At 48.9% G+C, this 22,247-nt stretch carries 20 protein-coding genes and 1 pseudogene; 5 read left to right on the forward strand and 16 right to left on the reverse strand.

What is annotated here, in order from left to right; translation table 11 throughout:
* A partial coding sequence (locus ACE41H_RS12960) for an IS3 family transposase (protein ID WP_375355854.1) occupies positions 1-105 on the forward strand: 105 nt, incomplete at its 5' end.
* Between the two features lie 189 nt (positions 106-294).
* Here ACE41H_RS12960 and ACE41H_RS12965 read toward each other — a convergent pair.
* The 12 genes and pseudogenes from ACE41H_RS12965 to ACE41H_RS13020 form a co-directional block, all read right to left on the reverse strand.
* Positions 295-467: pseudogene (locus ACE41H_RS12965) on the reverse strand (RNA polymerase subunit sigma-70); the annotation flags it as partial.
* 649 nt (positions 468-1,116) lie between these two features.
* Entirely contained in the window at positions 1,117-1,818 is a 702-nt protein-coding gene (gene sigK, locus ACE41H_RS12970; protein WP_375355693.1) for an RNA polymerase sporulation sigma factor SigK, read from the reverse strand.
* Positions 1,819-1,975: 157 nt separating this feature from the next.
* Positions 1,976-3,415 carry a PH domain-containing protein gene (locus ACE41H_RS12975; protein ID WP_375355694.1) on the reverse strand — a complete coding sequence of 480 codons (1,440 nt, stop codon included), beginning with the start codon at positions 3,413-3,415 and terminating at the stop codon, positions 1,976-1,978.
* A complete protein-coding gene (locus ACE41H_RS12980) occupies positions 3,408-3,899 on the reverse strand; it encodes a PH domain-containing protein (RefSeq protein WP_375355695.1) in 492 nt (163 codons plus the stop codon). The genes ACE41H_RS12975 and ACE41H_RS12980 overlap by 8 nt, the downstream gene beginning before the upstream one ends.
* Before the next feature lie 178 nt (positions 3,900-4,077).
* A complete protein-coding gene (pyrB, locus tag ACE41H_RS12985; RefSeq protein ID WP_375355696.1) occupies positions 4,078-4,992 on the reverse strand; it encodes an aspartate carbamoyltransferase in 915 nt (304 codons plus the stop codon).
* Positions 4,993-5,059: 67 nt separating this feature from the next.
* Positions 5,060-5,323 (reverse strand): hypothetical protein, encoded by a 264-nt coding sequence (locus ACE41H_RS12990; RefSeq protein ID WP_375355697.1) that lies wholly within the window; start codon positions 5,321-5,323, stop codon positions 5,060-5,062.
* Positions 5,324-5,548: 225 nt separating this feature from the next.
* On the reverse strand, positions 5,549-7,612 hold the full coding sequence (locus ACE41H_RS12995; protein WP_375355698.1) for a methyl-accepting chemotaxis protein: 2,064 nt from the start codon (positions 7,610-7,612) through the stop codon (positions 5,549-5,551).
* A gap of 192 nt (positions 7,613-7,804) precedes the next feature.
* Positions 7,805-8,653, reverse strand: a complete 849-nt coding sequence (rhaD, locus tag ACE41H_RS13000) for a rhamnulose-1-phosphate aldolase (protein ID WP_375355699.1) — start codon at positions 8,651-8,653, stop codon at positions 7,805-7,807.
* Positions 8,654-8,819: 166 nt separating this feature from the next.
* Positions 8,820-9,824 carry a 2-keto-3-deoxygluconate transporter gene (kdgT, locus tag ACE41H_RS13005; RefSeq protein ID WP_375355700.1) on the reverse strand — a complete coding sequence of 335 codons (1,005 nt, stop codon included), beginning with the start codon at positions 9,822-9,824 and terminating at the stop codon, positions 8,820-8,822.
* Between the two features lie 45 nt (positions 9,825-9,869).
* Entirely contained in the window at positions 9,870-10,790 is a 921-nt protein-coding gene (locus ACE41H_RS13010; RefSeq protein ID WP_375355855.1) for a tripartite tricarboxylate transporter substrate binding protein, read from the reverse strand.
* 193 nt (positions 10,791-10,983) lie between these two features.
* Complete coding sequence (locus tag ACE41H_RS13015) at positions 10,984-13,293, reverse strand: helix-turn-helix domain-containing protein (RefSeq protein WP_375355701.1); 2,310 nt, start codon at positions 13,291-13,293, stop codon at positions 10,984-10,986.
* A gap of 408 nt (positions 13,294-13,701) precedes the next feature.
* Positions 13,702-14,049, reverse strand: a complete 348-nt coding sequence (locus ACE41H_RS13020) for a hypothetical protein (protein ID WP_375355702.1) — start codon at positions 14,047-14,049, stop codon at positions 13,702-13,704.
* Between the two features lie 228 nt (positions 14,050-14,277).
* On the opposite strand from ACE41H_RS13020, the gene ACE41H_RS13025 reads away from it, so the two are divergent.
* Positions 14,278-15,069 (forward strand): DNA-binding protein, encoded by a 792-nt coding sequence (locus ACE41H_RS13025; protein WP_375355703.1) that lies wholly within the window; start codon positions 14,278-14,280, stop codon positions 15,067-15,069.
* A gap of 125 nt (positions 15,070-15,194) precedes the next feature.
* Entirely contained in the window at positions 15,195-15,950 is a 756-nt protein-coding gene (locus ACE41H_RS13030) for a YdcF family protein (RefSeq protein ID WP_375355704.1), read from the forward strand.
* Positions 15,951-16,029: 79 nt separating this feature from the next.
* On the opposite strand, the gene dat is transcribed toward ACE41H_RS13030, so the two are convergent.
* Entirely contained in the window at positions 16,030-16,884 is an 855-nt protein-coding gene (dat, locus tag ACE41H_RS13035) for a D-amino-acid transaminase (RefSeq protein WP_375355705.1), read from the reverse strand.
* Between the two features lie 283 nt (positions 16,885-17,167).
* Here dat and ACE41H_RS13040 point away from each other — a divergent pair, with 283 nt between their 5' ends.
* Together ACE41H_RS13040 and ACE41H_RS13045 are read left to right on the forward strand one after the other, a co-directional pair.
* On the forward strand, positions 17,168-18,142 hold the full coding sequence (locus ACE41H_RS13040; protein WP_375355706.1) for an MraY family glycosyltransferase: 975 nt from the start codon (positions 17,168-17,170) through the stop codon (positions 18,140-18,142).
* 155 nt (positions 18,143-18,297) lie between these two features.
* Complete coding sequence (locus ACE41H_RS13045; protein WP_375355707.1) at positions 18,298-19,695, forward strand: transcriptional regulator; 1,398 nt, start codon at positions 18,298-18,300, stop codon at positions 19,693-19,695.
* 299 nt (positions 19,696-19,994) lie between these two features.
* Here the strand turns inward: ACE41H_RS13045 and moaA are convergent, their stop codons facing one another.
* The 3 genes from moaA to ACE41H_RS13060 form a co-directional block, all read right to left on the reverse strand.
* Complete coding sequence (gene moaA / locus ACE41H_RS13050) at positions 19,995-20,999, reverse strand: GTP 3',8-cyclase MoaA (RefSeq protein ID WP_375355708.1); 1,005 nt, start codon at positions 20,997-20,999, stop codon at positions 19,995-19,997.
* 69 nt (positions 21,000-21,068) lie between these two features.
* A complete protein-coding gene (locus tag ACE41H_RS13055; protein WP_375355709.1) occupies positions 21,069-21,215 on the reverse strand; it encodes a YbbN family protein in 147 nt (48 codons plus the stop codon).
* 97 nt (positions 21,216-21,312) lie between these two features.
* Positions 21,313-22,164, reverse strand: coding sequence for a metallophosphoesterase family protein (locus ACE41H_RS13060; protein ID WP_375355710.1), 852 nt, complete (start codon positions 22,162-22,164; stop codon positions 21,313-21,315).
* Positions 22,165-22,247: the final 83 nt, after the last annotated feature.

Raw genomic sequence — 22,247 nt, forward strand, 5'->3', positions numbered from 1 at the left:
CTATACGATTACGTCAACTGGTTTAACAAGCATCGCATTCACGGAACACTGGGATACATGACACCCGTTCAGTACCGCCAAGAGGCCCTTAAAAAAGCTGTCTGATTTACTGTTGACAATCCAAAAAAACACCCGCTTCCCTGAAGTTAAAAACGGGTGTTCACTTATCTATTTATATATTATTAACCAAAAAAATTAACAAATTATAATCCTTCTCAAGTAGGTAACGTACCATATTTCCTTACCCCTTCTGCCTAAAAAACTCATGATGTAGCTTCAATGAGCGCCAGATTCGATCATTACTTCCTTCTTGCGGTCGGCGAGAAGGCCGAGGTTGCTGTAGATTTTGCTTTTCTCGATTTTGAGCTGCACTGTATTGATCCGTCACCATCCTCGGAACCGAGGATATCTATCAGTGTAATTTCATTGCCTTCTTTGTCAGTCCCTATAGGATTATGCAAGGAGACTACTTAAATGAAGTATCAATAGAATTCGATCAATATCCGATTCACCCGATGAATCGATCCGCTCCAATGTCTTAGGAGCATAATCTCTGAAGTAAGCTCAAGTATCCTTCTCCTAAATTTACAATCAGAGCAACAAACAAGCTGTCGCCCGGTTTTCTATTTCTCACCAGGAAACAAAATAGCAACAATCAGAATCTCACTCTTATACTGCTCAAAGTAAATCCTAAACCTCTTTATAACGATGCGGTATATGCCTGCATATGGACCATCTTCTTCTGTATAAGCTTTACCTAAGATAGGATTGGAAAGTATGGCTTCTGTTTCAAGAATCAATTGAGAAATAAAATCAAACGTTCCGCGGGGGAAAATCGTTCGCTGCGAAACTGGGAGAGTTTGTTTCTTACAGCCGGAGACCATAGAACTACACGACTCATTATCGAAAGTCCTCGAGAGAAAATGACTTTAGGATTTCCAATGTCCTCATCGCTTGACCAAGCTTGTATTCACCTCTATTGAATCAGGTTACTGAGCGCTATGATGTCAAACAGCCCACAACATGAGGACATGATGGGGGCTGTTTGACGCTTATAAATATACAAAAACAGACGACCGTTATCGGTGCGCCTGTTATGTAAAGTAATATTCGCTTTTACCCCTTCTGCTTATAAAACTCATGATACAGCTTCATGAGCGCACGCTTCTCGATCCGCGACACATAACTGCGGCTGATGCCCAGTTCCTTGGCGATTTCGCGCTGAGTCCGTTCCTCACCGCCTGTCTCCAGCCCGAAGCGCCCGACCACCACTTCTTTCTCGCGGTCATCGAGAATGTCGAGGTTACGGTAGATTTTACTTTTCTCGATCTTGAGCTGCACCGTATTGATCACATCATCATCCTCGGAGCCGAGGATATCGATCAGTGTAATTTCATTGCCTTCCTTGTCAGTCCCTATCGGATCATGCAAGGACACGTCCTTGCGGGTTTTCTTGAGGGAACGCAAATGCATGAGGATTTCATTTTCGATACATCTGGCCGCAAATGTTGCCAATTTGGTGCCTTTGCCGGTTTGAAAGCTTTCGATGGCCTTGATGAGGCCAATGGTGCCGATGGAGATCAGATCCTCCAGGTCTTCGCCGGTATTATCGAATTTTTTTACGATATGTGCCACTAAGCGCAGATTATGCTCGATCAGCATATTACGGGAATGTGCGCTGCCTTCGGCCATCAGCTTTAAATGTCTGGCTTCTTCCGGCTCGCTGAGCGGCTGGGGGAATGCATTGTTTTTGACATACGAAACAAGCAGCGTCAGTTCCTTGATAAACAGGGCAATTGCGGTAAACAGTCCGGGCACGGATGACACCTCCTGAATTTTTGCCTGATACCGGCCTTTCGTATCATTTTTGCGGTCTGTTCATTGTATGTGGGCACCTGCCCATCCGTGCCTGTACGTATGCAAAAAAGGCCAGTTATGCTGTTCATTTCAGGAAATGGGGGGAAAGTCATTCTATTCACCCCCGTTTAATATTCTTATACCATCCTAGAATCTCATCACAGTCTTGCTCGGTAACCCCCGGCATACGATATTCCCGTGCGTTCGCCGGAGAATAGATGTCCATTTTCAGCTGATATAGGTGAAGCAACCGCTGCCACCATGATTGTCTTATATTTATGGACTCTGTGGATTCACGCAAGAGATACACGGTTGTCTGATTGATGCCGGCTTTGCGTAAAACAAACAAATTCGCACAGATATCCCATTTTGTCTGGTCATAGATGTACTTTTTATATCTATAGACTAAATACAATACGGGAACGGTTGTCAAAAACCATAAGGTAAAATAACAACCAACAAGGATACTCAGTAGAAGCAACGATAAGATTGGAATCGCCGCAACAAATTTTGCGTTCTGGTGTAAAGCTCGCTTTGGAGTTCTAAGCTGAAACTCGGGTGTCAGCCAGTTCAACACGCCCGCTAATTCCGATGTTCGGATAGAAGGGATAAGCAATTTCACTCTCCGTTCCCCATGGTAACCGACGCAATCCATACAAACGGATGCATATCCGTACAAACGCCCAAACATCAGTTTTTTGATTCGAAGGGATTGGATTCGTTTCGCTTGGATTTGCACCGATTTTCGCCCCATCCACCCATGATGAATGGAAATCACGTCTCCGTTTCTTGAAATATGCCAACCTCTGTACCGAAATTGTGCCATCCCTATGGAGAATAACCAAGTAACCATTACGCATATCCCCAAGAAAATCAACAGATACAGCACCACTTTGATGCTTTCATCCAAGGTTACCCCACTCCAAGTTTCCTTCCCAAACCATTCGATAAAGCTGACTTGTTCTTCTTCCGGCGTAGGATATAACCAACCCCACACATGTTGAATGACGGCGATCGTGACGGGAAGTCCCAGCCAGAATGTATTCGAACTCATGGACAGCATCAAAATTTCTTTTTTGGTAACGTAATGTTCTCTTAGCACAGGGATCATACTTCGGTTTTCGGCGAGTCCGATTGACCTCTTGAGTAAATCCGCCATTTTCCCAGATGTAACCAAGTGAGCAGCAGCATGAGCATTGGAATCACTCGTTTGCAGTTCGACATTAGCGATCCCAAGCAGCCGATAAATCCAGCTTTGCTCGATTTGTATATTATTAATTTTCATCAGTGGTATCGTTCTCTGTGTTACAGTAAAGACACCTTTTGTGATATGTAGTACCTTATGATCCAATTGATAGGTTTCTTTATACCAAGACAGGATCGACCAAACTCCAGCTACAACACCGTACATTGTTGCTGCGATATATACCCAATAAGCTTGTTGCCCTGTCCCAGCTCGAATCTCATTTAACAGAAACGCGGCAAAGGGAATAATCAAATAACGGATTTGACTGTATATTTTATAGACAACTGTAACGGGATGATGCCGTTTAATCATAATAAGCATCCTTTTCGTCTAATTTGGACAATTCGATGATTTGTCTACGCAGCCGAACAGCGTCCTCCTCTGCCAGTCCCATAATAAAATGATGATCTCCTGCCGTTGTGATGGTTAGCTCAGATAAACCCAGTTTTTTAGCAAGCATATCTTGTTCTTGATCCACATGCTGCACCCGGCTAATCGGAATAATGGAAGAGTTGTCCGACCACGCATTCCCCCATCGAATCATGATTTCATCGTCACCGAGGACATAGCTTCTGCGGGAGTATTTTTTATGGACCCCGTAACAAACAAAGGTGAGCCCCCTGATAAAGAAAAATAGTACCGCCAGGCAGGAAATCATCGTTAACCATCCCCAGGCTGGCAACCAAACTGCCCGGATAATCAAAGGCATGCTGCAGATAAGTATCCATTTAAACGTATGTAGGATATACATAATATTCCAATAATAAATAACATTCGGATGAAGCTTTTGTTCCACCTCAATCAACTCCTATTACCGCTCTATAAAACAATATATCATAGCGGATTGACAATAATTTGTCAGCGAACGAATGTTCTAAATGCAAAAAACGACTATCAGACATAGCCGTTTTTATCTCTTGGTTATTGGGTAACTGTCCATTTCATTCCACTCTTCCTCACGCATTTTCTTGACTTCATCTGCCAACTGTAGCACCGAGAAGTAAATAAAGCAGAGCCATTCGGATAAACAGGCCGTTTTCGCTTTGCCTGAAATAAATGGCCCGAGGATCAGAGTCCAGCTCCTGCGCAATCTCCTGATTCCTCGGCAGGGGATGCATGAGCAGCGACTGATCGGAAAAGCGGTTCATGGCCGCCTGGTCGATAATGATCTCTCCCGAGCCTGCCTGCTCTCCGTTCATCCGCTCCGTCTGGGTTCGTGTATGATACAGCACATCGACGAACACGGGAATATCCTCCAGGGAAGAGAGCGCATGGTAGGTTATGCCGCGGTCTTTTAAATAATGAATATATTCGTCCGGCAGCTCCAGCCCCTTGCGGCTCAGACCGTATACCTCGATATCGCTGTACAGAGCCAGTCCCTTCAGCAGGGAATGGATGGTTCGTCCATTTTTCAAATCACCGAGAACCGCGACTTTGGTGCCGGAGATTCTTTTCTTGAAGCTGTGAATCGTATATAAATCCAGCAGCGCCTGCGTGGGGTGCTCTCCGGTGCCCCCGCCCGCATTGATGACAGGCACCCTTGCCACTTCAGTGGCTTTGCGGGCAGCGTCATTTTCATAGTGGCGAAGGATGATCGCATCACAGTACCCCTGCACAACCCGTATGGAATCCAAAATGTTCTCGCCTTTAATCGCCGAAGACATTTCCCTGGCATTCTCCGTGCTGATCAATTTGGCTCCGAGCCGCTGTACCGCAGATTCGAAAGAGAGGCGTGTACGTGTGCTCGGTTCATAAAACAGGGTAGCAACCACTTTGTGCTTGAGTACATCGTCAAAATCCCTTGGATGGCTTTTCATTTGGTCAGCCAGTACGAACAGTTCATGAAGAAGGTCGGCAGTAAATTGTTCCGATGAAATTAGATGCTTCATTTTTTCCTCCATTGGGCTCGCATTTGTTTTAGAAGATTGTAGTCAGCTCATCAGCGGATGTAAATACTTATTTTTTAGGCCGGAACCTGCCCTGATAAAGCACGGCATCGACCAGTTCATAATCCTTGAGATGTATATGTACCTCCAAAGCCCTGACGATAAACAATCTCCTGGCAGGATCGTAGATAATATCTCCCGCAGGGTCCAGATCATATAGAGGCTGCGTGAACTTCTTGGCAAGGTGAAACAGCTGAAACACCTCTCCCCAAATGATGCGCCCCGGATCACGGCTGTAATCCAGCAGCAGCTTCTTCAATTTCTCCAAATCCAAGGGAATAACCGCCTTTATCCGCCTGATTTCGACATTTTACACTTGGATCTAATTATATTCCTCGCCAGGTCTTATGTCACTGTTTTGGACTGAAATTTCTTCAATTGTCAGGAAAATAATTTAATCCCATGGGCCTAAATCACAAAAGCCTGAAACTCATATTTTCAGTGAGTTTCAGGCTTTTTCATAGTCAGAGAGTCTGCAGGATGCTCTGATTTAGCGAAGTCACTCCACCTTGAAGCGGGAGGCGGATGTGGCCAATGCACTTGTCAGCTGCTCTATGCTTTCCACCATCACCGCCAGCTGATCCACCATGGAGGACTGCTCCTGAGCAGTTGCCGTCACTTCTTCAGCCGATGCGGATACTTCCTGTCCGGCAGCGGACAGGCTATGGGCGGATTCCAGCAGTTCGTCCTTGCTGTGATTCATGGTTGTAATTTCCTGTGCCATCGTTTGAATCCGGCCCGTAATATCTGTCACATCCTCTATAATATGCTGAAATGAATCCCTGGTTTTTTCAACAAACTCATCCTGTAAACCGGCAATATTCTGAATTTCGCCCACACTCTGATTGCTTTTCTCCACCTGAACAAGGGCTTGCCGGATAATACCCTCGATCTCCCCTGCCTGCCGTGAGGATTGTTCCGCAAGCTTGCGGATCTCATCGGCCACTACCGCAAAGCCGCGTCCATGCTCCCCGGCCCGTGCAGCTTCAATCGAGGCATTCAAAGCAAGCAGATTGGTCTGGGCTGCGATTTCATTGATAGCTCCCGTAATCCTGCCAATTTGGGCGGAGCTTTCGGCAAGCATGGAAGTAATGGCGGAAATGTTGCTTACTTCCCGTTCATTTCTATGGTTAACTTCAATCAGAGATTCAATAATTTCGTGATTGGCATGGAACACATTCATGATGGAAGCCGCTCTTTCCCTGATTGCTTCCGAGCTATGGCTGATCGAGACCATTTTGTTGCCAAGCTCCGTAAATTGGCCCACCATATGCTCTGTATTTTGCGACTGGGATTCCATGGCCTGGGATATTTCCATCGTAGCAATCGATGTTTCTTTTATAGATACCGCCGTTTGCCTGGAGGTTTCCTCCAGCTGTTTCGTGTTGCTGTTTAACACTTCAATCGAACGGTTCATATGCCCGATCAGCTGCCTGTTATTTTCCGCCATTACGTTAAAACTGTCCGCCAGATCACGGAATTCACTTTTGAAGCTGCCTTCCGCCCGAATGGTCAGATCTCCTTCCGCCTGCTTTTGGAATAATTCTTTAATACGAACAATAGGGAGCGTAATGGCACGGGAAAGAAAAATCCCCGCAATGCCAGCAGCCGCAACAGCAGCTAGTATTACGATAACCATATCCTGCAACAGCTTCACAAGCGGTCGGATAATATCACTGAAGCTGTCTTCGACAAAAACCGTCCAATCGGCGCCGGGAACTTTGGAATAACGAATGTATTTTTCACGATTGGTGATCTCGCCTGTCTGAAGATCCCGGGAAGGCTGTAAGCTCAGCGCATTGGCATATTCCGGGGCTTCCAGCACCTTTCCGGCAAGGGATTCATCCTTGGAGTCATATACAACCGTGGCGTCGCGGCTGGTGACAAAAATGTGGCCTTCGTTGTTGATCTGAATGCCCTGCAGCATGTCCACAAACATCGACGTATCTATCGAACTGCTCAATACACCCAGGACACTGCCGTCGTCCCCTTTAATGGGTTGTGCGAACGTAACCCCTAGTTTCCCAGTCGTTTTGGATATGAGCGCATCGCTGATGACAGGCTCTCCTTTAAGTGCCTCCTTAAAGTACTCACGATCGGAGCGGTCTCCCTTCACCGAATCAGGACTGCTGGAAGCGACCACCGTACCCTTCGTGTCGATAAGCGCCATCACCTGAATGCCCAGGCTTCTCTCAAGGTTCGCAAGCAACAGGCTGTTGGCTTCCGTAATAAGCTCATTGTCCTGAGAGAAAAACTGTTCATCCGGTGCACCCTCACTGCGGTCGATCAGCAGATCTTTAAGCATTTTATTATTTGAAGCTATGAATGTGGACTGCTGCTCCAGCTTCACGATGGAATAAATATTTTCACCGATCCTGTCAGCGTTGGCCTTGACCTCGTCCATGCTCTTATCCAGCAGCATCTTTGCTCCGAACAGATACATCACCACACCTGACACCGTCAGTGCAATGACCAACAGAACGCTGATGTACAGCGGCAGCTTGACTCGAAGTGAAAGACTTGATAAAGCGAAACGCCTTCTGACCTTGCTTTGTGGTTTCATATGATGTCTCCTTTGATTTGAGTCCAATACGAGCCTTTATGAAGGCATGACATATATATCGGAAGATCTGTTTGAAAAAATTATTCATAAATATAAGAAAATCCCCTTTCGACGTACATTCAAAGAAGAAAGACCTTAAAAAAGACTCTATAGCCTGTAGGCTAAAGAGTCCCAAAATTGCAGCCACTATAATCAAACACTTAAAATCCCCGCACACGGTGTTACCTCGAAAGTCTTGGCCAGAGCGGCCAGCTCTTCGTCCGTTATTCTCTGCCTGATGTCTTTACCGGCTATCAGCATGTAGATTTGCGCAGCCTTCTCAATCGTTTCAATCAATCCGAACGCTTCATCCAGGGTGCTCCCCGTTCCGAATATCCCGTGATGCGGCCATAGCACCGCCCGGTGCTGCTTCATTTTGTCAGCTGTCGCGCGGCCAATGCTGCCGGAACCTGGTACCATCCAGGGAATAATGCCCAGGCCCTCGGGAAAAACGACAATGCACTCTGTACACATTTCCCACAGTGTTTTTGTGAATTTTTTCTCATTTAATTCATGCACAAAACTCATGGCAACCACATGGGTCGCATGATTATGAATAACTGCCCGGTGCTGCGGGTCCACCTGCAGACGTTCGATATGACTCATAAAATGGGAGGCAAGCTCGCTTGTCGGCACAGCTTCGCCCCGAAGTCCCCACACAAGCTCGATATGTTCCCCGTCCGCCGCGACCCGCAGTACGCCCAGATTGGCCTCCGGGTCCCTGATCACATTTTTGAAGTATTTGCCTGAGCCTGTCACGATGAAATAGGTGCCTGCCAGCTCATGCACCGGGAACGCAAGCTTGATGGTGCGCTGCACTTGATGAATATCCATATATTTTGCAACCGTATCTTCATCGAGAATCCAGCTGACATTGCCGCCGTTCCGTTCATCCCAGCCGAATCTCCACATATCCCGGGTCAGCTCGGCCATTTCGCGGACAAACGGGATGTCAAGACCGGGAACGGCGGTTTCGCCTTTTTGCATGCCTAAGGTGCTCATGAACTCCACTCCTTGATCAAAGTGTATTTTGGATTGCTCCTGTTCATTATGATTTGCACCTTTAGCGTACTGCCGGATGTAGTGAGAGTCAATAAGATTATATTTGTTTGTGTTGTTTTGTTTTTGTTTGTGTCTATTCCATGAAAAAAAGGAACGGCTCCCTGTCCTAGGCTTTGGCCTCCTGCAGAGGCAGTTCGCCGGACCCGGTAATGTTGGGCTTCCCGTTTTTATTTTGGAATTTGGCCCAATAAGCGGTCAGGATCGGCACCAGAATGGAAGTGACGATCACGCAGGCTGCAACGAGCGCGGTAGCGGATTGGGCCGCAGGCAGAAATTCAGGCTTCATATTGGCCACGATAACCGGATTCGCCACGGCCGCGCCTGCTGTGCTGGAAGCCGCAAGGCCGGCGGTTCCGTTGCCGCCGCCGATAAATTTGTCAGCCAGCATGAGCGGAATGCCTGTAATGATAATGACTGCAATCCCCAGCAGAATTCCGAGCAGGCCTGTCTGGAGGATCACACCCAGATCAATGGTACAGCCAAGCGCAAAGCCGAAGAATGGAATCAGCGTATGCGTTGCCTTACCGAAAAATTCACGAAAATCAAGATCCAGGTTGCCCAGCAGGAAACCGATCAGGAAAGGCAGAACAGCGCCAACAAAGGTTTGCGGCTCAAACACAGCAAGTCCTGTGCTGCCCAAAATGATCATCGTAACGAGCGGGCCGGATTCCAGCGACATCAGCACAAACGCGCCCGCTTCCTCCTTGGAGCCGTACTGCTGCATAATGGAAGCATACAGTCCCCCATTGGTCATATCCATGGCCGAAACCAGTGCCAAAATGGATAATCCCGCGAAAAATCCGGTCTGGATACCTCCCTCCGGCAGGAAGCTCGAGGCAATCATCGCCACAACCCAGGCGACAGCAATTTTGGTCAATACGAGTGTACCCGATTTTCTGAGTACCGTGCCTGTTGCGCGCACATCAATGGACGCCCCCATGCAGAAAAACCATACGGCCAGAATCGGCACCGTGCCTGTCATCAGTCCATTGGTAAATGACCCGAAATACTCACCTGCACCAGCCCAAAATGTATGCACAAGGGCGCCAATGAACAGGGGAACCAGCATCATTCCTCCAGGAATTTTCTCAATACTTTTTTTAATTTTCATCCATACCATACCTTTCTTTTAGCCATCACACGAATTAAAGCGCTCTCATTTTCGGCTCAATCCAAGCTCTCGTATCAGCTGTGCTAACATATCATGATTTTCTTTCAGCTGGCGGCCGAAACCTTCACCGTCTTTCACCAGCAATCCCAATCCGTTCTCTTCCATCTGTTCCTTGAATTCCGGATCTTCGACTGCGTTCATAAAAGCTTGCGTCAATACATCCGTGACCTCGTCGGGTGTGCCTTTCGGCACCGCAAGTCCCCTCCAGGTTCCTGCGAAGGTGACATCCAGCCCGGTGGCCTCCTTCAGGGTCGGAACTCCCGGAAGCGCTTTCGAAGAGACGGTATCATTAATTGCCAGCGTACGCAGCTTCCCCTGTTGCACGTAGGTTTTCACCTCTGCCGGACTTACAGGCACTGCATCCACAAACCCGCTCAGGAGCGCCGATACCGCTGGCCCCGCTCCCTCATACGGAATATGCGTGAACGCAAGACCGCTTTCTTTTTCCAACGTCGCTGCAGCCAGATGCCATATGCTCCCTGTTCCCGCATTGCCCATTTTGATTTCACCGGGATGGGCCTTGGCGTAATCCAGGAATTCAGCCGCCGTCTTCCACGGCGCGTCCGCCCGTACGGTGATGGCGGATGGATCATGATTAATCTGCGCAATCGGCTTGAATTGCTCATAGGTGATCGGAAGCAACCCGAGATGGGGCAGAATCGTCAGCTCCGTTACCATGCAGGTGATGGTATAGCCGTCCGCTTTGGCATCCGCACCTTCCATTAATCCGATGGCGCCTCCTCCACCTGTCCGGTTCACGACGACAACCGGCTGACCGAGATGCTTTTCCGCCGCTTTTGCGAGTGCTCTCGCCATAATGTCTGTTCCGCCGCCGGCAGCATACGGGACGACCAGTGTGACCGGTTTGTTGGGAAAGGCAGCCGTACTGCGTTGCTCCGCCTTCAAAGTCCAACCGTTCCCTTGAAAGGTTAAGAACCAAACCCCTGCCAGCACCACAGCCGCCGCTGCGAGTGCTGCCCAGCTCCGCCTTCTTCTGCTTTTCACGTCATCCCTCTTTTCTTCACGTATGCGGCCGTCGCCCGGCTTGACCCTCCACAGTGTAATCCAGGGTGAGGGGCCGATCCATCGTTCAATCTGCTTAACTATCTTCAATAATGCCGGAGTAGCGCGATTTTGGCGGATCTGCATATCTGTTGGCAGATTTGCTGCTTTCCCGGAATTTGCCCGGGGTAACCGCTTTGATTTTACGGAATACACGAATAAAGCTGTTTTCATTCTGATAGCCGACCATACTGGCGATGCTGGCAATTTTGTAGTTGCTTTCCGTGAGCAGCTCACATGCTTTTTCGATACGCAAATGGGTCAGGTAGTCATATACGGTCGATCCGGTTTGTTCTTTGAACATACTGCTGACAGATGACACACTCATCCCGACATGTGCGGCGATATCCTGCAATCCGATATTTTCCTGCATATGTTCTTCCATGTACTGAATCATATCCTGTACACGCTTGTACTCCTTTGTATGGCTGTGAACCTGAAACTGTTCCGCGACTTTGGCGGTAACCTGGCACAGCATTTGCTCAATGTCCGCCAGATCCATCGTCTGCACCTGGCTCCAGTTATAGTTGTTGATTTCCTCAGGCGGGTCCATGCTGCGGGCGGCAGTGATGTCCAGAATTTCCTCCAAAATATGATCCGCCGCCCTGTAGACCTGCTCCGGTTCTACACCATGCTCCCGGATGAGGGAAGCCCATTTCGCCACCAGCACTGCGTTCACACTGCTGTCCCTGGTCTGCAAAGCCTGAATGATCTCGGCTGACCAGGCTTCCTCCATGCCGGCGTTCATATGGTTATCCCAAGCCGCATGCTCGCGCATCCGCCCATAGCCTTCGTACAGCCTGTAAGCAAGAATCTTGCGTGCAGCAGCATACGACTGCTCCAAAGCGAAAATATCCTGCACCTCCGGGCCAATAGCTGTGGAGACGGACAATTTCAGATGCCTGTTGACAGTTTCTATCAGCTTCTCCGCATCCAACCGCAGTTCCCCGGCCCCGGCCGCACCATCCTTCGACTGCAGCAGCACCACAAAGCTGTCCTTCTTCGCCGTTATGCATACCGTCCTCCAGGCCGGAGCGAGCACCTCTTCCATAATATTTTGCAGAGCATATTTGAGCAGCATCCTGTCTTCCTCCATAAAAGAAGCAGCCCACTGCCAGTACCGGTCAATGGACACCACCATGACAGTCAGCGGACCTGCGCTCCAATCATGAAAATAATGGCTCCATTTCGTACGGACCTCCTTCATCCCAATGCAGCGGTTCAGTATATCCTGGATATACTTGCTCCTCAGCTCAGGCAGGCTTCTTTCCGCCACGAATGTCCTGCGCTGGAATTCCCCCACCCATTTGCCGATCACAGGCTCCAGATCATACAAATTGCCCTGGGGGCTTCCGCCGGAAGCCGGATTCAACAGCTGGTGAATTCTGCGCAAAGGCCGGAAAGCCGCATAATTATAGTAGTAAATAGCCGAACAGCCCACGATGATCGAGACCAGGGACAGGAACAGCATCATGTTTCTCGCCAGCTTGACATTTTTGAGCAAATGGTCCATCGGCACCAGAGACACCAGCCTCCAGCCGGTCACGTCCGAGAAGGTCTGGTTGGCCATATATTCCTGGCCCTGTACCTTTACATAGCTGAACGGGCTGACATCAAGCTCCTCTATAACCGCGTCCATGTCGGACGGCTGAACACCTGTGTTCAGCTTCGGATAGATCAGCTCTCCGTCCAGGTTATATACATACTGCTGGCTGGACAGGTGCGTATACATTTGCGAGAAAAACAGATCGTAATCCAGATTGACGATAACCGCCCCTGCCGCCTTGCCATCCGCCATCACCGGCCTGACAATGCTCAGCAGCTCGGTGCCGCTATCCCCCGCTTCAGAACCTAGCCATCTCCGCTTGATCAGCAGCGGGCGGTTCTCGATATCCTGAACCCATGCCGTCCACGAGGCATCCGGCGCTTCCTCCCATTTCGCCTTGTAGCCAAAGTCGCTGGAGACCACGGATTGATCGGCAAAATCGGCTACCGTCACCGATTGAACTTTTTTGTCCGCTGCGACGCTTGCCAGCAGCTGTTGAACCTCAGCAGCCTCAGTCCGCTTCCCGGAAGCAGCAGCATTCAGATATGACATCATTTCCGGGCGGTAGGACAAATCCACGGCCTTCTCGTCTGCCTCCCGGAAAGCACGGTTCGTAACATCCATATTAATTTGCAGCAGCTCCACGTTAGGCGCATTCAGATCGGTATCCAGACCTTCACGGTAGCGGGCGTACGACCCCAGCCCAATCAGCGTAATCAGCAGGGATACGCATAAAGTGAGCAGCAGAATTAACCGGGTTTGTTTGTTTTTCAGCATATATCTGAATTTAAAACGGATCATGTATGCTTCATCCTTCCATGCTTGCAATCTCGCAGAAACGCCCGCCTTGAGCGGCCTGTTTTGTCAAATATATGAATCCGCCTTCTTTTTCAAGAAAATGGATATCCTAATCTATTGTAGCTAATTTCCAACAGAATTGCAGTGCCGTTTTTTACACATGGCGAGAACACAAAAAAACGGCAGACGCCGCTGCCGCTTTTTAGAGGTAGTTCAAAAAGTCATCTTTTGATCACGAAGGAAGTCAGGAAGCGGACTCGACATCGAATCTTGAATTCAGCCGGGCCTTCCGGTGCTCACGTACACAAAACGTACGCTCCGCTCCTCAGTCCCTAGCTTCATCCAACCTTCTTGGTGCTGAAAACCTGACTTTTTGAACACGCACTTTTAGAAAAGTGTGGAAGGGATATTTCATTTTTTATCGACCAGCAGCATCTGCACCGGCTTTAACGACACGGCAGGACGGATCGTTTCCTCCGAAATGACCTTCAGCTTGAGCAGGCTTGAGATTTTCGCCGGATCCGCTTTGGACAGCAGACGCCAGACCTCAGGGTCGGACAGCACTTCATACAACTTTTCATCGTCATACTCCTTGTTATTCTTCTGCACCAACTTCAATGTATACCCGCCCGACTCGAGCTCACTGATTCCACGGTTTTGGCAGTATGCGGTGATTTCTTCGCGCAGGGCCGCCAGTTCCTTCTCCGTCTCCTTCTGCCGCTGCTTCAGCAGATAATACCGCTTCACTTTTATATCCATCCTCTCCCCTCCTCTGCTATGTATGTATGCTGCCGGGCTGTTTTTTAGGACATGACGGTTACACCCGGTACAATGGAACTTTAATCATAGGGCTTTCTATTTCCATTTGGCGTTTGGAAAAAATTAACTTGGTCTAAATTACTAATTTTATTGTATTCTCCATATATTGATTGAATTATAAACTTCTTTTATACTTCTTGTATCCGGAAACTAAGGGAGGAAAAACATGTGGACAAGAGCAACCGTTCCGGAATAGAAGATCTGGACACCCTTGTAAATATGCTGAACATGGCTTTTTCATTCGAAAACTGGGACAAGATCATAGAGCTGTCTGAAGACTTGCTCTCCCTTGTTTCCCTTAACCAAGCCGACACATTGAGGTCGAGCCGTACAAAACCTTTAGTTTCTTACTACGGTTATGGTCATATGATGAAAGGACAAGCTCTGAAAAAGCTGCAGCAATACGATCAAGCCCTGGTATGCATTGCAGAATATGCCGAGTTGGGCCGGTTCGAGGGCCTTGACGATCATGGCCGTGAAGAAGTAGAATACTATCGCTTCAAAGCCAAAGCTAATCTGTTTGAAATCAATATGCTTTCCGGACAAACGGAGGTGCTTGGAGATTACGTCCGCTTTCTGCAGGAAAATCCTTCTGAGATGCTGCCCGGCCTGACCACGATTGTGGAGGCCGCCCATAAGCATGGATTGAACATTGACGCCATTCTGGAGCAATTCTCCGAACAAATCCGGGAATTCGGCCATACAGAAGAGGCCGTCAAACTGGCCTATTACCATTCCTTCCTGCTGGAGCTGGCCAAATACCAAATCGGCCGGGATGAACAAGGTGCTGCGGCGGAAAGCATTTTGATCGTTCTGGAAGCGGCTGAGAAAATGAAGGATCATAGTAAATTCAGAAAATGTGCCGCCCTGTTCGAGATCATTCGGGACTTGGCATCCCCGGCGCAGAGAGAACGTTACAGAGGCATAATGCAGACGATTGTTGAAAAGGAGCTTAAGTAATACCTCCATGGAAAAAGTTAAAAACAGCTATACCGCATTTGCCGGTAGCAGCTGTTTTTTGTCCTCATTTCCGGATGCTATGTTACAATACATGCGACAAATACATATTAAAGGCGGTAGATTCATTGATTTATGTCATCAAATTCGCATACAGCTTCGTTCTGCCTCCCGGGCTGTTCGTGCTGCTGCTGCTGGCGTTTGTGGTATGGTTATGGCGATGGAGGCGGGAGCGTAAAGCGGCGTCGATTCTGCTGACGATTACGCTTCTCTTCTATTTATCCTCCACCAATTTGGTGGGAGACGCCCTGATTGCCGGGCTGGAAAATGATTATCCGCAGCCTTCCGCCGTGCAGGGCGACGTCATTGTCGTCCTGGGCGGAGGCGCCGCATCCGGGACGCCGGATGTGGACGGGGAAGGCAATATGTACGGCTCGGCGGCCAACCGTCTCATCACCGCGGTGCGGCTGCATGAACAGACAGGGTTGCCCGTTTTGTTCTCGGGAGGCCAGGTCTTTGCGGATAACGGCAATGAAGGGGACATCGCCCGCCGGCAACTGCTCGGGATGGGCATCCCGGACAGCAGCATTCTGATCGAGAACCGGTCGCTCAATACGGAGCAGAATGCGCAGAATACGGCAGCCCTTTTGCGGGAGAAAGGGTTGTCCCGGCCTGTGCTCGTAACCTCCGGCTTCCATATGACCCGGGCGGTTCTGCAATTTGAGAAGGCTGGCGTTACGGTGCAGCCGTATCCGACCGACTATCTGGTGAGCCGGCCGATGAAGATGTATGCTGGCAGACTGTCCCCCTCTGCGGGGGCGATGTCCAATATGGGGCTTGCGCTGAAGGAGCACTTGGGGATATTGGCAGCCAGGCTGGATTAGCGGGAAAGCGAATAAATGCAAAAACCTCGTTCCAGGTACAAGACAGACGTCCAAGGTACAGAGAACGAGGTTTTTTCATTCAGCCGAGCAGCTCTGCTGCAGCAGCCGGCTTGAATTTTTGCTCAAATCCATGCTGCAACAGTTGGGTAATGACACCCGGAATTCCGGAGCCAACCTTGATGCCATTGATCATCGTGACCGGCATCACTTCCTTGGTCGTGCTTGTCACGAACACCTCATCGGCGTCCATCAGTTCTTCGAGGGTAAATCCTGCATTCCGGTACGGAATGCCGCTCAGCTTCGCGAGCCGTTCCACCACTTGCTTCGTAATTCCGTCCAGGATCAAAGGGCCGTTCGGATGTGTAATAATTACACCCTTCTTGACGATCATCACATTGGAAGCCGTGCATTCCGTTACCCGCCCGTCACGAACCAGAATGGCTTCTTCCGCACCTGCATCCGCCGCCTCCTGCCGTGCCAGCGTATTGGCCAATAGATTCAGGGATTTAATATGACACTTATGCCATCTTTCATCGTCCAGTGTAATCGTGTTAATGCCTTTTTTAAGTTGCTCAACAGGACGCACAACTTCTTCACAGTAACCGAGCATACTCGGCTCGGCGGATTCGGGAAGCAAATGCGACCGCTTCGCTGCGCCACGCGTAATCTGCAGGTACAGAATTCCGTCCTTCTTCCCAAACGTTTCGGCCAGAGAATCCACCATAGCGGACAGCTCCGCTTCGCTCCATGGCAGTGTGATTCTCACTTCGCGCAAGCTTTGGAACAGCCTGTTCAGATGGGCCTGCTTCTCAAACAGCTTGCCGTCATAAATCCGGAACACTTCGTAAATACCGTCACCGAAATAGTAGCCGCGGTCCAGGTAAGAGACCTGAATTTCATCTTCCTGCACAAGTCTACCGTTCCATAAAAACATGATCTCCACTCCTATCTTAGTGAATTGATTGGCATAAGAGGCCACCTACACTTTGCGGTTCATCTCTGTGGGTATTCAAATACAATCTAGCTGTATCATGCACATTTTTTGTATATTTACTTAATTAAATGATTTTTACACTTCACCGTCAACTGTTAATTTCCGATAATCCCCTCGCTTTCGTGGATTGTTTATATCAAGTTTGCTAGATTGCCCGTATCGTCATATAATCAGCTTTAGGCAATCTTCATTGCATTCTCGAACACTATCTAGGAGGACCGATATGTTACTGCTGGTTTCTGCCATGCTGTCTTGTCTGCTGGTCATACTGCTGATCCCTCCCCTTCGTAAATTAGCCATTAAGATTGATTTTGTTGACAAACCCCGTCCTGATCTGGAGCGGAAGATCCATCGTGAGCCGATACCGCTTACTGCCGGAATCGCTATCTTTATCGGTTTTTTTGCCACCTATTTTATTTCTGCCGGCTTTACAGGTGCCGGGCTGACTGACAAATCTGCGGCCATTTTCTGTGGAAGCCTGCTCATTCTCGGCATCGGCATGCTGGATGACTGGTACAAAACCCGTGGAAAAGAGCTGGCCTCCTTGCCCAAAATGATCGTTCAGGTGGCCGCTGCACTTATTGTTTATTTTTCAGGCATCGCTTTTGAAGGCTTCACCAATCCTTTCAACGGACATTATATCAGCCTCCCGGAATGGCTGCAGCTTATCCTGACCATTTTGTGGATTTTCGGCGTGACGACAGTCATTAATTTTTCCGACGGGATTGATGGCCTGGCAGGCGGCCTGTCCGCCATTTCAGGTGGCACCCTCTTTATTGTAGCCCTGACGATGGGACAAAGCGAATCAGCACTGATGTCGGTCATTCTCGTCGGTTCTGCAATTGGGTATCTCCGCTATAACAAACCGCCGGCCCGTGTATTCATGGGTGATGCCGGTGCTACATTCCTTGGCTTCATGCTAGGCATTATCGCTTTGGACGGGGCTTTCAAGGGGGCCACCCTCGCTTCCCTGTTCATCCCGATTTTTGCTCTGGGAGTTCCGATACTGGACAATGTCATCGTGATCATCCGCAGATTGATCCAGCAAAAACCAATCTATAAAGCCGATGCCTCGCAGGCTCACTACCGGCTGCTTGCAATAGGACTAAATCAGACCCAGACACTCGTTTTTCTCTGTCTGCTCAATATTTGCTTCGGGCTAACCGCCATTATTCTTGCACTTCAATCCGATATGTAGCTTCGCCTATATGATTGATCCACCGTTTCCGGTGGATCAAATTTTAAATTCTCCTGAAATGTAGATGCTTGCGAACTCCCAAAAAACATTTGACCAACAAGAAATAAATGGTTATATTTGTAACATAATAGCAATTTTTATCAGGGGTGGTTTATTTGAATGATACAACCACGATTCGCTCCGAAATGGAGGATTATATAAAACAGCACGGCCTGAATATTACCCAGTTTGGCAAATTGTCAGGTTTAAACCCTGGCACCATGAGTGCCATTTTGAACGGTAACCGGGTGATGGCCGTCAATCAATTGGACCGGATCACCGCTACGCTTGCCTTGCCTGAAGGTTACTTCTATGAACAATATATACAGGAATATTTAAATGAAGCTTCTCCGAACTGGCGCAGAATCAGACCCTTTATGTACCGCTGTGCCGAGTTGAACAAGCTTGGGTGCATCCGGCAGGCTCTGAAGTTATTAATGGACAATTTGCTTTATTCCCCCCTGCTGTTTGAAATGGCGGAGGTGTTTTTTCAAGAGGGAAAAAAAGAAGCGGCCATCCTTTTATTTGAATGTGTGGCCGCAAACGAGAGAAGCCAGTATTCGGAGCGGCTTGCTTTCTGCCAGTACCGTCTGTTTAGCCTTAAATTGGGAGGCGACCAGGCACTGAATTTGCTCGTTGCCCATCAGTTTGAGCCATATGTAGACCGTCTTGACGAGACAGATCAGCTCGATGCGCTAAAGGATTTGGTAAATACATACCGCTCTTTGCGGCAGTGGGATAAAGTAAATGAGCTGGCACAGCAAATGGGACATAAGGCACAGATTCAATATAATCTGGAACAACGGCAGACTCGAAAAAACGGCAGGGAAAGCAAAAAAATGTCCAGACCATTATTTGTGTATATTGCTTACGCTAATTTGTTGAGAGCCGCCGTTTGTGACGCAAGGAAAGATTACAAGCAGGCACTGCAATTTACCTATGCCTATGCGGATTTGAGCTGGGTGGAGGAAACAGACCCTGAAACAGTGCATTGGAAGGGCCTTTTTCAGCACTGGGCGCAGGTCAATACCTATGTAAACAGATTAATGATGGGGGATATCAGCATACTTCCCAAGTATGTAGAATATATTGAGGGTAAAAAAGAAATATTTTCAGAGCTCCTGAACATTGTGGAGGCAGCCAACCTTTACAATATCGACGTCGATCATATCCTGGGCCAGTTTAATGATGCCATCCTGTCCTATGAACAGCAGCCAACCTCGACCGATATTTACACGCAACAGGTCATTCCGGAACAAGCCACACGCTTCTGGTATGAACTCGCTAAATATTACTTGAGCAAAGGCCGTTACTCCAACGGGTTCGGGTACTTGTTTAGGGCAATGGAAAAGTCTTCGGAAATTAATAATAAAACGGTCATTATTAATTGCGTAGGCTTATATGAGCGCTTTAAAAAATTCGCGGCAGACGAAATCCAGCACCAGTATCAATTTTATATCAAAAAGGTGTGGGCAGAAAATGAGAAAAAAGATCCCATTGTCATTAATTATTAGCCTTGTTTTTGTACTCTTCCCTTTAATCCAGGCTCTGAATGCGCTCAATGAAACTTCCGAGCAGGTTGGAGGAGCATAAGGTATTCTTTAAACTTTGTACTCTTTTTGTATTCAAGAGACGATTGACAGAAATGCTTTAGTTTCTGTTCAATCGTCTTTTTTTGCTGCAAGACAATAAAGCCGACTGCTTCTGGCAATCGGCTCTTTGGCGAGAAACTTTTGCCGGGTCGCTCGCAACTTTATTTTAACCGCTAACACCTTTTTTTGACCTTCATCCATTTTTTGCAACGCAAAAATACTTATCCTCCGATATGGGACATTTCCACCTTGGTCGATCCGCTGTCCTTGCCTGTCCCGCGTTCGAGGGAATATTGGTCATGCCTGTTCGTCCAGATGGATGAAATGGTACCATCAAGCTGCTCGTCACTGTTGCCGGACCGCAGCAGATGACGCAGCGAATGTCCTTGCGATGCGAAAAGGCAGGTGTATAACGTTCCGTCCGCAGACAGGCGGGCCCGGGTGCAGGATGCACAAAAAGCCTGGGTAACTGATGAAATAAATCCGACTTCACCTCTGCCGTCCAAAAAACGGTACCTGGCCGCCACTTCACCGAGATAGTTCGGTTCAACCGGCTCAAGCGGCCAGCGTTCTTCGATCCGCTGCAGCAGCTCCTTCGTGCTGACCACATGCTCCCTGTTCCAACCGTTGGTGTTGCCGACGTCCATATATTCAACCATCCGCAGAATATGGCCTTTATTCCGGAAGTATTCAACCATGGGCAGAACGGCGCTGTCGTTTACTCCCTTCTGCACCACCATGTTGACCTTCACCGACAGGCCTGCCGCCGCGGCGGCATCGATTCCGTCAAGCACAGGCTGAACCCGCCCTCTCCCCCCGTTCATGAACAGAAATGTATCGTCATCGAGCGCGTCCAGGCTGACCGTAATGCGATGCAGCCCGGCCCGCTTCAGCTTGCTTGCATTTCTGGCCAAAAGGCTGCCGTTGGTCGTCAGCGAAATATCTTCCACGTCCAGCGCTGCAAGCCTTGTAATAATCTCCGGCAAGTCCTTGCGCAGCAAGGGTTCGCCCCCGGTGATGCGCAGCTTGCGTACCCCGAGCGAGACGAAGACGCGGGCCAGTCTGCTGATTTCTTCCGCTGTCAGCATATGCCCCTTGGGCAGATATGCATAATCCTGATCAAAAATTTCCGCAGGCATACAGTAACGGCAGCGGAAGTTGCAGCGGTCTGTGACCGAAATACGCAAATCCCGCAAATACCTGCTATGCTGATCGTATACAGTCATCGAGATCCCCTTCCTGCCGCTGCTTAAGCATATTTGTGTAATACTCCTAGCGTACCACAAATTGGCCCGTTATGCCTCCGGATATGTTTTAATGTATTCTTCCAATTGATCCAGCCAATTGCCGATGTCTTCCTTGACCAACGCGCTGCTGAAACGCCCCAGTTCCTTGCCCGAATGGCTTGCAACGATGGTGGGAATATACTTTTCCAGCGCCATCCTTTGATAGAAAAAAACAGAGCCGTCTCCTGTGAGGAAAACAAGCTCCGTTCGTTGATTTTTCTTTGAAGGTACGTCAAATGTACGTCGATAGACGTTATAATGGCTGGACAGAAGCGGGAGGTGTGGCGATAGTCACGATACAAGCGCGGTCCGCTTCCGCTCCGCACGCGCCCGGGGTTGGGCTAAAATGCTTCATATGGCTATGCAAAACAGCAGCATGCTCCCTCAGCTCCGGCTCGTTCATATCAACCGCAGCCACCCGGATTTCTTCAGGCTCAATGTGCACCGTCCGGAAGGACGGCGAATCCAGGCAGGCTGACAGCTGAACGAACGTCCACCGCTCCCTGCGGACGATAGAATCCACATGCGTATGTCCGTTGAAATACAGTCCTGTGCCTTCCTTTTGGCTTAAAATATCCCACAGATCCACATCCGGATGAATCGATCCTTTATCCGCCATCGAGCCTGCCGTTGTATCATAAACAGGATGATGAGCGAACACGAGCAGCGGCTTGCTGCCAGACAGCTTCACCATTTCCAGCAGCCAGTGCAGTTGCTCGTCATCCATCCAGCCGCTCCAGTCCTCACAATCCATTTCACGCGTCGTATCCAGAAATACCAGCAGCACTTCATCGGTCATCACCGCATGATAGCCGGCTTGTCCTGTAAAACCGAGCACATCACGCTTCGGTTGACCATACACGTCGTGATTGCCGAGCACATGATAGAAGGTTCTGTTATGGCTTCTAATCCGCTCATATACGTCCTCCAACTCGGTGGGTGTCCCGAAGTTTGTCAAATCCCCCAGCGCAATATGCGCATCTCCTTCCAGCTCCAGAAAACGGTCGAGCACGGCCTCGTAAAACCGTTCCCTCGCCTCTGCCCATTCCTGAACATTCCCGTCCGCATCATGATAATGCAGGTCTCCCATCAGAACCAATTTCATCCGTTTGTCTCCTCCCGGGTATGAAGTTATCCCTGATTATAGGGAAGTTTTGTGAATTGTAGGCTAGGATTCGATGAAATGGA

Source organism: Paenibacillus enshidis (assembly GCF_042136365.1).
Lineage (GTDB): Bacteria > Bacillota > Bacilli > Paenibacillales > Paenibacillaceae > Paenibacillus > Paenibacillus enshidis.

Bases quoted from the DNA above. Each gene is read 5' to 3' on its own strand.
- pyrB (WP_375355696.1), bottom strand. From the start codon at position 4,992: ATGAAGCATCTAATTTCATCGGAACAATTTACTGCCGACCTTCTTCAT.
- ACE41H_RS12995 (WP_375355698.1), bottom strand. From the start codon at position 7,612: ATGAAACCACAAAGCAAGGTCAGAAGGCGTTTCGCTTTATCAAGTCTT.
- ACE41H_RS13015 (WP_375355701.1), bottom strand. From the start codon at position 13,293: ATGATCCGTTTTAAATTCAGATATATGCTGAAAAACAAACAAACCCGG.
- rhaD (WP_375355699.1), bottom strand. From the start codon at position 8,653: ATGAGCACCTTAGGCATGCAAAAAGGCGAAACCGCCGTTCCCGGTCTT.
- kdgT (WP_375355700.1), bottom strand. From the start codon at position 9,824: ATGAAAATTAAAAAAAGTATTGAGAAAATTCCTGGAGGAATGATGCTG.
- ACE41H_RS13060 (WP_375355710.1), bottom strand. From the start codon at position 22,164: ATGAAATTGGTTCTGATGGGAGACCTGCATTATCATGATGCGGACGGG.
- ACE41H_RS13040 (WP_375355706.1), top strand. From the start codon at position 17,168: ATGTTACTGCTGGTTTCTGCCATGCTGTCTTGTCTGCTGGTCATACTG.
- dat (WP_375355705.1), bottom strand. From the start codon at position 16,884: ATGTTTTTATGGAACGGTAGACTTGTGCAGGAAGATGAAATTCAGGTC.
- ACE41H_RS12975 (WP_375355694.1), bottom strand. From the start codon at position 3,415: ATGATTAAACGGCATCATCCCGTTACAGTTGTCTATAAAATATACAGT.
- moaA (WP_375355708.1), bottom strand. From the start codon at position 20,999: ATGACTGTATACGATCAGCATAGCAGGTATTTGCGGGATTTGCGTATT.
- ACE41H_RS13020 (WP_375355702.1), bottom strand. From the start codon at position 14,049: ATGGATATAAAAGTGAAGCGGTATTATCTGCTGAAGCAGCGGCAGAAG.
- ACE41H_RS13055 (WP_375355709.1), bottom strand. From the start codon at position 21,215: ATGGCGCTGGAAAAGTATATTCCCACCATCGTTGCAAGCCATTCGGGC.